General features: G+C 44.7%; 14 protein-coding genes. 2 read left to right on the top strand and 12 right to left on the bottom strand.

What is annotated here, in order from left to right:
* Window positions 1-122: 122 nt before the first annotated feature.
* From A3GW_RS0107765 to A3GW_RS0107750, 4 genes are all read right to left on the bottom strand, one after another.
* Window positions 123-836 (bottom strand): alpha/beta fold hydrolase, encoded by a 714-nt coding sequence (locus A3GW_RS0107765; RefSeq protein ID WP_026216652.1) that lies wholly within the window; start codon window positions 834-836, stop codon window positions 123-125.
* Between the two features lie 111 nt (window positions 837-947).
* Window positions 948-1,397 carry a GyrI-like domain-containing protein gene (locus tag A3GW_RS0107760; protein WP_018368719.1) on the bottom strand — a complete coding sequence of 150 codons (450 nt, stop codon included), beginning with the start codon at window positions 1,395-1,397 and terminating at the stop codon, window positions 948-950.
* Between the two features lie 28 nt (window positions 1,398-1,425).
* Window positions 1,426-2,076 (bottom strand): DNA alkylation repair protein, encoded by a 651-nt coding sequence (locus tag A3GW_RS0107755; protein WP_018368718.1) that lies wholly within the window; start codon window positions 2,074-2,076, stop codon window positions 1,426-1,428.
* A gap of 84 nt (window positions 2,077-2,160) precedes the next feature.
* Window positions 2,161-2,649: an S-ribosylhomocysteine lyase gene (locus A3GW_RS0107750; RefSeq protein ID WP_018368717.1), complete on the bottom strand. Its 489-nt coding sequence runs from the start codon at window positions 2,647-2,649 to the stop codon at window positions 2,161-2,163.
* Between the two features lie 143 nt (window positions 2,650-2,792).
* Here A3GW_RS0107750 and A3GW_RS0107745 point away from each other — a divergent pair, with 143 nt between their 5' ends.
* Window positions 2,793-4,400: a ribonuclease Y gene (locus A3GW_RS0107745; RefSeq protein WP_018368716.1), complete on the top strand. Its 1,608-nt coding sequence runs from the start codon at window positions 2,793-2,795 to the stop codon at window positions 4,398-4,400.
* Between the two features lie 32 nt (window positions 4,401-4,432).
* On the opposite strand, the gene radA is transcribed toward A3GW_RS0107745, so the two are convergent.
* The 4 genes from radA to A3GW_RS0107725 all read right to left on the bottom strand — a co-directional run bounded on the left by radA (window position 4,433) and on the right by A3GW_RS0107725 (window position 8,241).
* Window positions 4,433-5,794, bottom strand: a complete 1,362-nt coding sequence (gene radA, locus A3GW_RS0107740; RefSeq protein ID WP_018368715.1) for a DNA repair protein RadA — start codon at window positions 5,792-5,794, stop codon at window positions 4,433-4,435.
* Window positions 5,787-6,275 carry a hypothetical protein gene (locus A3GW_RS0107735; RefSeq protein WP_018368714.1) on the bottom strand — a complete coding sequence of 163 codons (489 nt, stop codon included), beginning with the start codon at window positions 6,273-6,275 and terminating at the stop codon, window positions 5,787-5,789. Before A3GW_RS0107735 ends, radA begins: the two co-directional genes overlap by 8 nt.
* Window positions 6,276-6,277: 2 nt before the next feature.
* On the bottom strand, window positions 6,278-6,721 hold the full coding sequence (locus A3GW_RS0107730; protein ID WP_018368713.1) for a dUTP diphosphatase: 444 nt from the start codon (window positions 6,719-6,721) through the stop codon (window positions 6,278-6,280).
* 113 nt (window positions 6,722-6,834) lie between these two features.
* Window positions 6,835-8,241, bottom strand: a complete 1,407-nt coding sequence (locus A3GW_RS0107725; RefSeq protein ID WP_018368712.1) for a Cof-type HAD-IIB family hydrolase — start codon at window positions 8,239-8,241, stop codon at window positions 6,835-6,837.
* Between the two features lie 75 nt (window positions 8,242-8,316).
* Between A3GW_RS0107725 and A3GW_RS0107720 the strand changes: the two genes are divergently transcribed.
* Complete coding sequence (locus A3GW_RS0107720) at window positions 8,317-9,276, top strand: asparaginase (protein WP_018368711.1); 960 nt, start codon at window positions 8,317-8,319, stop codon at window positions 9,274-9,276.
* Window positions 9,277-9,346: 70 nt separating this feature from the next.
* Here the strand turns inward: A3GW_RS0107720 and A3GW_RS0107715 are convergent, their stop codons facing one another.
* The 4 genes from A3GW_RS0107715 to A3GW_RS10965 form a co-directional block, all read right to left on the bottom strand.
* Window positions 9,347-10,261 (bottom strand): aldo/keto reductase, encoded by a 915-nt coding sequence (locus A3GW_RS0107715; RefSeq protein ID WP_018368710.1) that lies wholly within the window; start codon window positions 10,259-10,261, stop codon window positions 9,347-9,349.
* Window positions 10,262-10,338: 77 nt separating this feature from the next.
* The gene (locus tag A3GW_RS0107710) at window positions 10,339-10,887 is read right to left on the bottom strand and encodes an ECF-type riboflavin transporter substrate-binding protein (protein ID WP_018368709.1); all 549 of its coding nucleotides are present in this window, start codon (window positions 10,885-10,887) and stop codon (window positions 10,339-10,341) included.
* 9 nt (window positions 10,888-10,896) lie between these two features.
* Window positions 10,897-11,748 (bottom strand): SAM hydrolase/SAM-dependent halogenase family protein, encoded by an 852-nt coding sequence (locus A3GW_RS0107705; RefSeq protein WP_018368708.1) that lies wholly within the window; start codon window positions 11,746-11,748, stop codon window positions 10,897-10,899.
* Between the two features lie 229 nt (window positions 11,749-11,977).
* A partial coding sequence (locus A3GW_RS10965; protein ID WP_018368707.1) for a GBS Bsp-like repeat-containing protein occupies window positions 11,978-13,267 on the bottom strand: 1,290 nt, incomplete at its 5' end.

Below are 13,267 nucleotides of genomic sequence, written 5' to 3'. Positions count from 1 at the left end.
TAAGAAGCCCAACTTAATAAAAAATACAAATTCCAACGATCAAAAAAGCCAAATGCTCTATTTTTAAAATGTTTTTCATCATTTTCCTTTTTTAAAAATTAAAATGTGTGTCGCACAGACGATTATTTTTCTAAATTGTTTATGAAGTCTTTTAAAATAGTTGTCATTTCATCTGATTTGCTTACCATTGGCAAATGACCGCTGTTTAAGGTTTTTATTGATGTTGCTTTTAAATTTTTTGCCATACGATCTTGTAAAGTTTTGGGCATTGATTTGTCATTCATTAATTTAACATACATTCGTTTTACATTTGGCAATTCAAATGTAATTTTTGTCATATAAAGTGATTTAGCTTCTGGTGTAAATTCGTTTATTATTTTTGAAGTCATTTCAGGTGTCAAATCATTGCAAAGTTCCTTTTCTATTGATTTTGCTGGTGGTTTTGTCCCAAAAAACGATAACAACATTGGCAATAATAATTTCTGTGGAAATGGTAATGATGAAGCGAATGATTGTCCGCTTTTAGGTACGACTGAACCAATAGCAACAAAACCCTTTAATTCATTTTTGAAATGCTCAGCAACTTTTAGTCCAACACAAGCACCGATTGAATGAGCGACAATAATGAATTCGTCTTTTTGCCATTTTTTAATTTTCGCTATTGCCGCATCTGTGTAACTGTCAAATGTCAATTTTGAGTTTGGATTGTCATTTGGTTTTCTATTTGGAAAATCAATACTTAAAAAAGGGTTATCAATTTTTTGAATTACTTCATTCCAAATTGAACTGTTAAGCCCAGCACCATTTATGAAAACTATTCCGATTTTCTTGCTCATCTTTAACTCCTTTTCTTGCTCATCTTTAACTCCATAACTGAAATTGTTTATTGTCATATTTTTTCTTTCTAATCACAAAATTATATCAAAAGTTTCCATTCGTCAAGAAAATTAGAATCGTTCTTCGTTCACACCAAGCCAAATCTCCACTTCGGCCTCATTGCCGTTTTGAGAATTTGCCCCGTAAATCTCCATATCATACAGATAGGTGCGGTTTAACGCGTTATCGTTTTGCCAAATGTCCTGCCAAGTTTGCATTAAAGCCGACGGCATTTCTCCTTTGGCAATGATTTTTTTAAATACTTGCTTCGGAAATTCCCGCCCAATCATACCGTCAGGCACGGTTTTTAAATTATAAACGCTTGCACCAATCATTGCGGTATATGCACCCTGATAATCGGATTCATAATCGGTGTAAATCACGATTATCTCATCACTTGTTTTATTGGGGATTTGGGCAAAAAGATTACCGCCCATAAATGTTGCCCAAAGATTGCCTAAGTCTTGGGCGGATTGTCCGTTTTCATTCGTGGTTTTGACTTGAATGCCGATAAATTTCATTGATTTCCCCTTATTGAAATAAAATAGTTTATAAATACTTACTGGCTTCTTTAATGCTCAGTTTTGCCAATTGTTCTTGATGGTCATTGATAAACTGTCTAACCCAATCGGGATTGGTTTTTGAGAAATCGCGTAACGCCCAACCAATGGCTTTATTGATAAAAAATTCTTCACTGCCTAAGTTATTCTGAATAATTGTTGCCAATAGTGTTGTATTGGTTTTTTCTTTACGCAAGAGTTGATGCTCAATCGCTAGCCTGCGTAACCACATATTGTCGGAAAGACTCCAATCAAGCAATGTTTTTTCGACTTCGGGATAGCGCAAAGCAATTGAACCTACAATGATATCCAAGCCATCGATCGTATCCCACCACGATTTATCGATAGCAAGATGCTTGATTTTCTCGACATCTTTGGGAGTGAGCTGGTGCTTCATCATTGCTAGATAATCCATTGCGACATATTGCAATTCGCGATAGGGAGACTGCCAACAAGCCTTTATAAAATTCCAATCAACCGTCTGGTTTTTAGCGGTTTTGAAAAAGGATTGCTGTATCTTTTTTCGTTCAGGTGCAGGAACTCCCAAATACAAAAACTGATCACGCATATAGGCGCTCATTTTTTCAGCTTTCTTGGGGTCGGCAAGTTGTTTTAGTTCAGAATAGAGTTGTTTGAACACTGAGGCATTCTCCTTTTTGCAGTAAAAGTCAGGCTAAGCAAGTGACGTCCAACGCATGACAGCATTTAATCTTATCGTCCTGCTCTAGTTTGTGACAGGTTGTCGCTTAAAGGCATCGCTTGAAATGCCTTGCTCCAAAATCAATTTTGCCCATTCTTTAGCAGAATGAAGGCTATGATCTTTGTAGTTGCCACAGGACTCGATTGTGGTGCCTGGGACGTCTTCCCAGGTTATCTGCTCTGCTATTTCTCTCAAACTATCGGTAATCACACGAGCAATCTCTTCAGCAGTCGGTTGCCCCCACATAATCATGTGGAAACCGGTTCGACAACCAAATGGCGAGCAGTCAATCATACCATCAATCCGCTGGCGGATGAGTTTGGCGAGCAGGTGCTCAATCGTATGCAAACCTGCCGTGTCCATGGCGTTGTGGTTGGGTTGAATGAGGCGGATATCAAAGTTGGTGATGACATCACCTTTTGGACCATATTCTTCCGAAATTAGGCGGACATAAGGCGCTTTTACGATGGTGTGGTCAAGTTCAAAGCTTTCTACAGTAACGTTTTTGGTCATGGTATTCTCCTTAGTTTTAGTGTTATTCTATGATACCATATTTTGTCAGCGGTTTACATTTTTAGATTGAGAATTTTCAAGTTTTGTGCTATACTGGTAAATGGTTTCAGCAATGAAATCTAATTTTATGTTGAGGTGAAATAATGGAGACAATTATACCTGCCATTGTTGCTTCCCTCATCGGATTTGTGATTGGCTATGTTTTAATCAACGCCCGACTGAAGTCGGCTAAAGAAAAGGCAGAGCTAACTCTTTTGAATGCTGAGCAAGAAGCCGTGAATTTGCGTGGTCAAGCAGAACGTGATGCAGACCATATCAGACAAACAGCTGAACGCGAAGGCAAGGCCAAGACCAAGGAACTCTTGATTGAGGCTAAAGAAGAGGCTAGACGATACCGTGAAGAAATTGTAGAAGAATTCAAATCAGACCGCCAAGAGTTGAAACAAATGGAAGCTCGATTGACCGATCGTGCTGTCACTCTTGACCGCAAAGACGAGAATCTTTCCAGTAAAGAACAGGCTTTAGATGCCAAAGAGCAGAGCCTGTCAGATCGTTCTAGACATATTGATGAGCGTGAGCAAAAAATTGGTGAATTAGAGGCGCAAAAAGCCCAAGAACTTGAAAAAATTGCTAATTTAACACAGGATGAAGCAAAAAGCATCATTTTAGCGGATACCGAAGCTGGATTGACCCATGACATTGCCACTCGTATTCGAGAGGCTGAGCGTGAGGTGCGTGATCGCGCAGACAAGACAGCCAAAGAATTGCTAGCGCAGGCGATGCAGCGCTTGGCTGGGGAGTTCGTGACGGAGCAGACCATCACGACGGTTCATCTGCCAGATGATAACATGAAGGGACGGATTATCGGTCGTGAGGGACGTAACATCAGAACGTTAGAGAGCTTGACGGGGATTGACATCATTATCGATGACACTCCTGAAGTCGTTGTCCTCTCTGGTTTTGACCCCATTCGTCGCGAGATTGCTCGGATTACACTGGAGCAGCTGATTAAGGACGGTCGTATTCACCCAGCTCGTATTGAGGAGTTGGTAGAAAAAAATCGTCAGGAACTGGATAACCGTATCCGCGAGTATGGTGAGGCAGCTGCTTACGAGATTGGAGCCCCTAACCTGCACCCTGATTTGATTAAGATTATGGGACGTTTGCATTTCCGTACCTCTTATGGGCAAAATGTCCTCCGTCATTCGATTGAGGTTGGTAAACTAGCAGGAATTCTCGCCAGCGAAATGGGTGAAAATGTCGCCCTTGCGCGTCGTGCAGGCTTTTTGCATGATATGGGCAAAGCCATTGACCGTGAGGTGGAAGGTAGCCACGTGGAAATCGGTACAGAATTTGCTCGCAAATACAAGGAGCATCCTGTGGTTGTTAACACGATCGCCAGTCACCACGGCGATGTTGATCCCGAGAGTGTCATTGCTGTGCTTGTTGCTGCAGCGGATGCCCTCAGTTCAGCCCGACCAGGTGCTCGCAATGAGTCTATCGAAAACTACATCAAGCGCCTCCGTGACTTGGAAGAGATTGCTTCTAGCTTTGATGGGGTACAGACAAGCTTCGCCCTTCAAGCAGGGCGTGAGATTCGGATTATGGTGCAGCCAAAGAAAGTATCTGATGATCAGGTAACGATTCTTGCCCACAAGGTTCGTCGCAAGATTGAGGACAATCTCGATTACCCAGGCAATATCAAAGTTACGGTTATTCGTGAATTGCGCGCCATTGATTACGCTAAATAGTCAAAAAAAGACCTCGCGAGGTCTTTTTTATCTTAACTAAATACTTTTTTCAGTACTTCACCGACTGTCATGACTCCGATAACCTCAATTCCCTTGGGCAATTTGAGCCCTGTCAAGGAATTTTTGGGGGCATAGATTCGTGTGAAGCCGAGCTTGCTAGCCTCGTTAATCCGCTGCTCGATGCGGTTGACCCGACGGATTTCACCCGTTAGACCGATTTCCCCGATAAAGCACTCTTGAGGGTCCGTTGGCTTGTCCTTGTAGCTGGAAGCAATGGCGACAGCAACAGCCAGGTCGATAGCAGGCTCATCTAGCTTGACACCGCCTGCCGACTTGAGGTAGGCATCCTGATTTTGCAAAAGCAGGTTACAACGCTTCTCCAGCACCGCCATGATCAGGCTGACACGGTTAAAGTCTAGTCCAGTGGTGGTGCGCTTGGCATTGCCAAAAACAGTTGGGGTCACTAGAGCCTGCACTTCCGCTAGGATTGGTCGTGTTCCTTCCATGGTTACGACAATCGCAGAGCCTGTCGCCCCATCTAGGCGCTCTTCCAGAAAGACTTGACTGGGGTTGAGAACTTCGACCAGTCCAGCTGACTGCATCTCGAAAATGCCGATTTCATTGGTCGAGCCAAAGCGGTTTTTAACCGCCCGCAGGATCCGAAAGGTGTGCTGGCGCTCCCCTTCAAAATAGAGCACGGTGTCCACCATGTGCTCTAGCATCCGTGGCCCAGCCAGTGTCCCTTCCTTGGTCACATGACCTACGATAAAGGTCGCGATGTTATTGGTCTTAGCCAGCTGCATCAGTTCGGCTGTCACTTCACGCACCTGAGAGACAGAGCCCTGAACGCTCCCTACCTCTGGGCTCATGATGGTTTGGATGGAATCGATAATCAGAAAATCTGGCTGGAGCTTCTCGATTTCGGCTCGAATGCTCTGCATATTGGTTTCGGCATAGAGGTAAAACTCGTTGTCTATGTCGCCCAAACGCTCGCTCCTCAGCTTAATCTGCTCCGCAGACTCCTCCCCAGAGACGTAGAGTGCGGTGCCCTTGCTGGCCAGCTGGGTGGAGACTTGGAGGAGCAAGGTCGACTTACCGATCCCAGGGTCGCCACCGATGAGGACGAGGCTGCCAGGCACAACGCCTCCACCCAGTACACGGTTGAATTCTTCCATGTCAGTCTTAGTGCGGTCGACCGTGCTTGAGGTGACTTGGTTGAGCTTGACAGGCTTGGTTTTTTCGCCTGTTAAGCTGACACGGGCATTTTTGACCTCGGCTACCTCAACTTCTTCCACAAAGGAAGCCCAGTTGGAGCAATTAGGACACCGTCCTAGATACTTTGGTGAATGGTAACCACAGGCCTCACAAATAAAGGTCGATTTTTTCTTAGCCACTCGACTCCTCCTTTTTTCGTAAAACGGTTAAGCCACCGTCATCAGCATGAACATAGTATCTCCCATCCGGGCTAAAGCCATAAACATAGGGGAGATAAGATTCAAATATCAAGTAAGGCGGCTGCTCTGCTATTTGCCAAACTAGCGAACAAATCGGATAAGCTCCTGTACTATCAATAGAGGCAGAAACAGTTACCTCTTCTTGGTTGGTCAAAGGTAAGGCTCCGCCAGTCTGTCCTACAATGTCAATAGGCTGTGCCATACCCTCACCATAAGCCAAGAGAGACTCCTCATCATAGTCGCCATCAATCTCTCGAACCTCACCAGTTAGCAAGTTAATGAGTGAGAGGTATTGACTTGAAATACAGAGAAGTCTGTCGCCATCGGGCAAAAATCCCAAGTATAGGAAACCACCGATACCTCTTTGAAAGATTGTATGATAGCCTTGACAAGCTTGAGGCTGAAAGGGCATCGTTTGCATCACTAATCTCCTGTACTACCAAAACCGCCTGTTCGCTGACCTGTCGCCACATCACCGTCTGCCAGTAAAAAGGGTGCAAAAACAGCCTGCACAATGCGCTCGCCTGCTTCAACGGTCACAGTCTGGTCAGTGATATTTTTCATCTGGGCGTAGATGTGCCCTTCATTGGCTGGATTGCCATAGTAATCGCCGTCAATGACCCCAACAGAGTTAATCAAGACCAAGCCTTTCTTGCGAGGATTGGACGAGCGATCATAGAGATACAGCACCTCGCCTGCCTGCATATAAGCCTTGACCCCTGTAGGGACCAATACAATTTCCCCTGCCCCAATGACGGTCGTCTCTGCCGCTTTTAGGTCATAACCTGCCGCGTGGGCGGTTTCGCGTTTGGGCAAAAGGGTCTCGTCAGTAAAACAGCTGACTAACTCAAATCCACGTGTGTTCATGTCTACTCCTTTTTGATTGGTCTTCATTGTTATCCATTATAAGGTATTCGCAAAAAAATTGCAAAAAGAGAGACAGACGTTCATGTCTCCATAGGATTTGAGAAGTCTGCCTCTTATTTTTGCTGTTTCCCTGTTCGGGATTGATGCTTCAGTGCCTTTTGCATCTGTCTATCTAGTTCTTTTTTGATGGCTGGTTCAGGAGCACAGCGTTCCTGCCAATCATCTGGCTTGAGTACCTTATTAGTTATCGGGTCACGATGCACTTGACCATCAGGAAAAATTTTTCCCATGTTGGCCGCATGAATAGTGTCAACGATAGGCTTAGGATCAACTCCCATCAAGACGAAGGAGCCGTAGGTCAAATAGAGCAAGTCAGCCAGAGCATCAACTTGACCAACAAGAGGTGAGCTGGTTTGAGACGTTTTTTTCACCTTATCGGTCGCTCGTTCTAAAGCCTTGTGTAGATCAGCGACTGCAGCAGCAAAGGCTTCCTCATTTCCCTGGCTACTGGCATGGAGAAACTCCACCAGTTCTTCGAGCATAAAGTCAGCTCGGTGCCCAGCTTCAGTCAGCTGGTAGAGCCTAGGCATCTCGTGCGTCATCCCATCAACCATCTGGTGGAAAGCTTTAACCTTGTTAAAATTGTCATCCGCTGAACGAAAATGTTCGCCCTCTTCCAGTTGAATCAGCCCATAATGCCACAGCGCCTTGGCGATACCGTTGGTGTTGTTGTCTGAGGTGACATGATGTGCAATAGCCTTTAGAGTTGGTTGGGCATTTCCCATGGCAACACCAACACCGACACTGGACAACATTTCCATATCGTTGTCAGAATCTCCAAAAGCCATAACTTCGTACAAATCAAAATCAAAATGCTCCGCCAAGCGACAAATCCCTCGTAGCTTGGATTGCCCTTTACTGATTAAATCAGCAGAATAAGAACTGCTCCTGGTGATAGTGATTTCTGGGAAAGCCTGTTCCAGCTCAGCTGTTTTATCAGTTGTCGCTACGACCACAATCTGGAAAATCGTTTCACGGGCGATCAGGTTTAATTTATCATAGTTTTGTGGCCTCAGACGACGGAAAATGTGCTTAAAGCTGCGCTCAACTGCCTTAGCCCACTGTTTGGGAATGATATGGCTGAGAACCTGTGCTTTTGAGCTGGTGCCCAAGTGAATCAAACCAGATCCGACTAAGCCAGAAGCTGTCCCCAAAGACACCTCCATGCGTCTTTTTTTGGCATAAGACATGAGTTTGAAAATTGTTGATTTGGGCAAGGGATTCGCATAGATGACCTCATTTCGGGTCAGCACATACTGACCGTTATAGGTCACCGCAAAATCAAAACCATAATTCTCCATGAAAGGAGCGACAAAGGCTGGACCGCGTCCTGTTGCTAGACCCACTAGGATCCCCTGATTTTTCAGCTCTTTGATGGCCTTGACCGTTGATTTTTGTACCCGTTTGGTATCTGTCATCAGCGTGCCATCAATATCAAAAAATACTGCTTTTATCGCCAAAATTCGCCACCTTTCTCTCGATGATATGTTACAATTAAGTATAGCACATTTTAGTAGAAAGCGTAACCATTTTTCATGAAAAAAATACTCGTCATTCATACTGGTGGGACTATTTCCATGACCGCCGATAGCTCAGGACAGGTCCGCCCCGAAGCCGTCAATCCCATGCTAGCGGTCAGCCCGTCTTTAGAGGGGGTTGAGTTGATTAACCGTGAGCCCTTTCATTTGCCCAGCCCCCATATCACCTGTGACCATATGCTTCAGCTTTATGGCTTAATTAGAGAAATGGCAGAGCAGATTGACGGAGTTGTGATTACACACGGCACAGATACCTTAGAAGAGACGGCTTATTTCCTTGATACCATGGCGATACCGCAGATTCCTATCGTGTTGACAGGTGCCATGCGCAGTTCAAACGAACTCGGCAGCGATGGGGTTTATAACTTTCTCAGTGCCCTGCGGGTTGCCAGTCATGACAAGAGTGCTGACAAGGGTGTCTTAGTGGTGATGAATGATGAAATCCATGCCGCAAAATATGTGACTAAAACCCATACCACCAATGTTTCAACCTTTCAAACACCGACCCATGGTCCGCTTGGGGTCATCATGAAACATGATATCCTCTTTTTCAAAGCAGCTGAACAGCGTGTCCGCTTTGACCTCAAACAGGTCAAAGGGCTTGTCCCTATTATTAAAGCCTACGCAGGCATGACTGGTGAGCTCTTTAGCTTGCTGGATCCTGACCAAGTATCGGGCGTGGTGATTGAGGCTATGGGGGCAGGGAACCTACCACCAGAAGCTAGCCGACAGCTTGACAAGCTCTTGCAAAGACAAATTCCCATCGTTTTGGTATCCCGTTGTTTCAACGGCATCGCAGAACCCGTTTACGGCTATGAAGGCGGTGGGGTAGAACTTGCTGGCAAAGGAGTCCTTTTCGTCAAAGAACTCAATGCGCAGAAAGCTCGCTTGAAATTACTCATTGCTATCAATGCAGGGCTGTCTGGTCAGGCATTAAGAGACTATATCGAAGGCTAAACCGACCAATCCCCCAGAGGCATGACATCTGGGGGATTGACTGTTTCTTGTTGTTCAACTGATTTGAGGATTAAGGCAACACATTGCCTGCACTGCGGTAAATGGCATACCAGTCCTCACGTGATAAGTCAACATACTTACTTTGCATCATGTTAGCGATACGGTCAGGATTCATCGACCCAATGAGCACCTGCATCTGTGCAGGATGGCGAAGAATCCATGCAACAACCATAGCTTCACGCGACACACCAAACTGCTGGGCGTATTGGTCAAGCGTTGCCACGAGGTCCTGATAATCTGGATGATTAAAGAAAACACCTTTTGCCAAATCAACTTGGAACGGTGACCAAGCCTGAATCGTCACCTTATTGAGGCGGCAATACTCTAGCACCCCATTATCACGATTAACACCAGCTTGATTGAGAATATTGACATTGAGCCCACTATCAATCATCGGTGTATGCGCTGGAGAGAGCTGCAGTTGGTTGACCGCTAAAGGCTCATCAAGATAAGCTTGCAAGAGAGCCATCTGTTGAGGGTTCTGATTGCTGACCCCAAAATGTTTCACCTTTCCTGCTTTTTTGAGTTGGTAAAAAGCTTCCGCAACCTCCTCGGGCTCCATGAGCGTATCAGGTCTGTGCAGGGCTAAAATATCCAAATAATCTGTTTCAAGGCGCTCTAATATCCCATCGATAGAAGACAAAATATGGTCTTTTGAAAAATCAAAGAAGCCTCTGCGGATACCACATTTAGATTGAAGAATTATTTCTTCTCGCTTGATACCAAGGGCTTTTTGAGCTTGAGCAAAACGGCGTTCCGACTCGCCACCACCATAAATGTCAGCATGGTCAAAAAAATTGATGCCCAGCTCTTGACAAGCAGTCAGAACAGTCATAGCCTGTTCAATATCTAAGCTGGCCATGCGCATGCACCCCAGCGCTACGCGTGAGCCTTGCAAATTTGTTTGTCCAATGGGTTGTAACATATCTAGTCCTCCTTTATCTATTATACCAGATATAACAAAAAGAGCGCCAGAAGAATCTTCCTCTGGGCTCAACGTTCTTAATTTTTGGATAAACTACCTGACTTGGTACGGGTTTTCGCATAGATAGACAGTAAAAGCGTCCCACCGATAGCCACTGTAAAGGCATTGGCTAAACCAGCCATAAGGGCTTGGGCAAAAACCTTCTCAGCTGGTTGTGCGTAGAAAAGAATGTCACCAACTGGTGCCACCACGCCCCAAACGAGGACATTCAAGATTAACTGAGCGATATTAAAGCGAATCGCATCTTTTGTGGTAAAAATGCCTTGCTCAATCTTAAATTGACTTTTCAACAGACCGAGTCCCAGACCAAAGAGTCCGCTCGGCAAGATCCAAGACCACCAGAGACCATAACCAGCCATGGCATCCTTGAGAGTGTGACCGATAAATCCTGAAAAGAAACCTGCCAAAGGTCCAAACAAGATTGCTAATAAGGACTGCAAAGCATACTGCAACTGGATACTGGTATTAGGCACTGGGGTTGGGATATTGATGACCATACCGATGACTAAGAATAAAGCTGCGCCGATTCCTGCGGCAACGATGGTTTTGATGGTATTGTTTTTCATAACATTCTCCTAATTGTTTTCAAGTTTTTTAAGTTCAATATGCCACTGAGGACCTACGCCAACATTATAAGCCTTGGCAAAGGAACCCTGGTTGATCGCCAGACCAACTCGGTAGAGGGAGTTGATGTAGATAATCGGCTGACCGATGCGAACATCCGCAAAGGATTTGCCGTAGGTGACTTGGTTTTGGTAGACCAGCATGTCGTTGTTATAGATGGTCACTTCAAAGCGGTCATTAAACTCTGGGGAGAGACTGTAGAACTCCTCACGTGTGATCGACGTCCAAAGCGAACCGAAACGAACATCTAAGATGTCGATGGCACCGCGTACGAGATTGCTGTCAACTACCGTTTCAACTACTGGCAATTCGATGATGTCATCGACAGACAACTCTGGCCCCACCTCTTCAAAACTAATGTGACCACTGGCCAGCTTGGCACCAGTATAAGCGTACACATCCCGCCCGTGGAAGGTATAGGAATGCTCGGTGTTTGCTCGGCGATTGGCCACCTCAGAAATCTCACGCACCGCCTGAATGCCAACGTGCTTTTTGATGTAGGACAGGGTACCATTGTCAGGCGTGACGATGTACTGGTTAGCTGCTGTCAGTGCCACCACGCTCTTGCGCTTGGAGCCAACGCCAGGGTCAACGACAGACACAAAAGTCGTGCCTTCAGGCCAGTATTCGATGGTTTGAAAGAGGCGGTAGGACGCTTCAAAGATATTGTAGGGGGTGATATCGTGAGTCAGGTGATGGACACCAAGTGTTGGATCTTCTTGCAAGGTAACGCCAATCATGGCAGATACCGCTCCGTCCACCAGCCCAAAGTCCGATTGCAGGACTAATAGATTGTTTGACATAAGTCTCCTTTCTTACTGTGAGCTTTTATTTTATCATAGATTTTTACATTTGGATAATAGAAAAAAACTAGAAGAAGCTATAGTTTTTAGCTATAACGCTCTAGTTGATGTTGCCTCCTTATCCTAATGGGTATTGGTATAAAATACCATTTAGACAATCAACAAAAACAGAGAAAACAAGTACTGTCCTCTCTGTCTTGATTTTAGCATATTCGGCAAAGTTATACTCTTAGCTGTAGTTTGGTCGCGCAAACCCTCGGATATTACCATGACCAATTTTATATGTCCTACGACGAACCTGCTGGTCATTATTTCCTTCAATGGTATGAATGATACCGTCTTGGACGTGAGTAACAATACCAATATGATCGGCAAAACCGTCATTAGCTTGATAGTTTTGATCCCAGTTAAAGGTGATGATATCACCGGTCTTAGGTGTGGTTGAACCATCTTCGTTCCAAATGCCCAAAGATTTAAAAATCTTGGTGTGTCGCTCAACGCCACACTCACGACCAATTAGGTGTGATAAGCCAGCACGTTGGAAGACAACAGTAGTAAATACATCGCACCAATCGTCATCATAGGCGACTTTGTAGCCAACAGGTAGTGGTGAAACAGCATTGTAGTCGTCAACGATTTTCTTGTGGGCTGCTCCGCCAATTTCAACACCGAGTAAATCACCTGCAATTTGAAGAACTTTCTTGATACTATCAGAGACGTTATTCACTTGGTCTGTTCCATAAATAGTAGCAAGATTAGGTTTTTTTATGTTAAAAGTTCCTGCATCTGTTCCAATTGTGCTACCATCTGAGTAGGTTGTATAAACATGCACAGTGTATTGATCTGAAGTATTGGAATGGTTGGCAATACTAATTGTTGCTGCTGCTCGGTTATTTGTCACCTCTGGAGTATACCATTTGACGTCATCTTGCCCTTTATCTTTTGACCAAACAGCGATACGGACATCTTTAACCTCCTTGGAGTTCTCGGAGCCTGTCACTTTTACAGTGAAATAGGTTTTATTTTCTTGATAGTCTTGAACTTCAATTGTTGCCAGCTTAGGTTCAGGCTTAATCACTTCAAAAGCACCTAAATTTGTTCCTACTGTCTGATTGTCAGTATAGGTGGTATAGACATGAACGTGATACTTATCTGACGTATTTGAATGATTTGAGATATAGACCTTGGCATTTGCTTGTTTATTCTCAACTTTAGGGGTATACCATTTCAAATCATCTTGCCCTTTATTGTCAGACCAAACAGCGATACGGACATCTTTCACTGACTTGCCGCCCTCTGTTTGAGTCACTTTAACAGTAAAGTCACCCTTGTCTTTTTTGTAGTCTACCACTTGAATGCTAGCTAGTTTCTTGTCATCTGATGGACGAATTTGTTCTTTGGATTCCGTAGCGGTAGCTTTAGGGACTTCTTTACTAATCTTGAACTCCCCTAAGTTACTGCCGATGGTGGTGTTATCGGTGTAGGTGGTGTAGACATGGACGGTGTACTTATCAGAAGT

Origin of the sequence: Streptococcus entericus DSM 14446, assembly GCF_000380025.1 — a bacterium.
GTDB classification, from domain to species: domain Bacteria; phylum Bacillota; class Bacilli; order Lactobacillales; family Streptococcaceae; genus Streptococcus; species Streptococcus entericus.
This window is presented reverse-complemented; position numbering and strand designations above follow the sequence as displayed.

Bases quoted from the DNA above. Each gene is read 5' to 3' on its own strand.
- A3GW_RS0107765 (WP_026216652.1), bottom strand. From the start codon at position 836: ATGAGCAAGAAAATCGGAATAGTTTTCATAAATGGTGCTGGGCTTAAC.
- A3GW_RS0107760 (WP_018368719.1), bottom strand. From the start codon at position 1,397: ATGAAATTTATCGGCATTCAAGTCAAAACCACGAATGAAAACGGACAA.
- A3GW_RS0107750 (WP_018368717.1), bottom strand. From the start codon at position 2,649: ATGACCAAAAACGTTACTGTAGAAAGCTTTGAACTTGACCACACCATC.
- A3GW_RS0107745 (WP_018368716.1), top strand. From the start codon at position 2,793: ATGGAGACAATTATACCTGCCATTGTTGCTTCCCTCATCGGATTTGTG.
- A3GW_RS0107735 (WP_018368714.1), bottom strand. From the start codon at position 6,275: ATGCAAACGATGCCCTTTCAGCCTCAAGCTTGTCAAGGCTATCATACA.
- A3GW_RS0107730 (WP_018368713.1), bottom strand. From the start codon at position 6,721: ATGAACACACGTGGATTTGAGTTAGTCAGCTGTTTTACTGACGAGACC.
- A3GW_RS0107720 (WP_018368711.1), top strand. From the start codon at position 8,317: ATGAAAAAAATACTCGTCATTCATACTGGTGGGACTATTTCCATGACC.
- A3GW_RS0107715 (WP_018368710.1), bottom strand. From the start codon at position 10,261: ATGTTACAACCCATTGGACAAACAAATTTGCAAGGCTCACGCGTAGCG.
- A3GW_RS0107710 (WP_018368709.1), bottom strand. From the start codon at position 10,887: ATGAAAAACAATACCATCAAAACCATCGTTGCCGCAGGAATCGGCGCA.
- A3GW_RS0107705 (WP_018368708.1), bottom strand. From the start codon at position 11,748: ATGTCAAACAATCTATTAGTCCTGCAATCGGACTTTGGGCTGGTGGAC.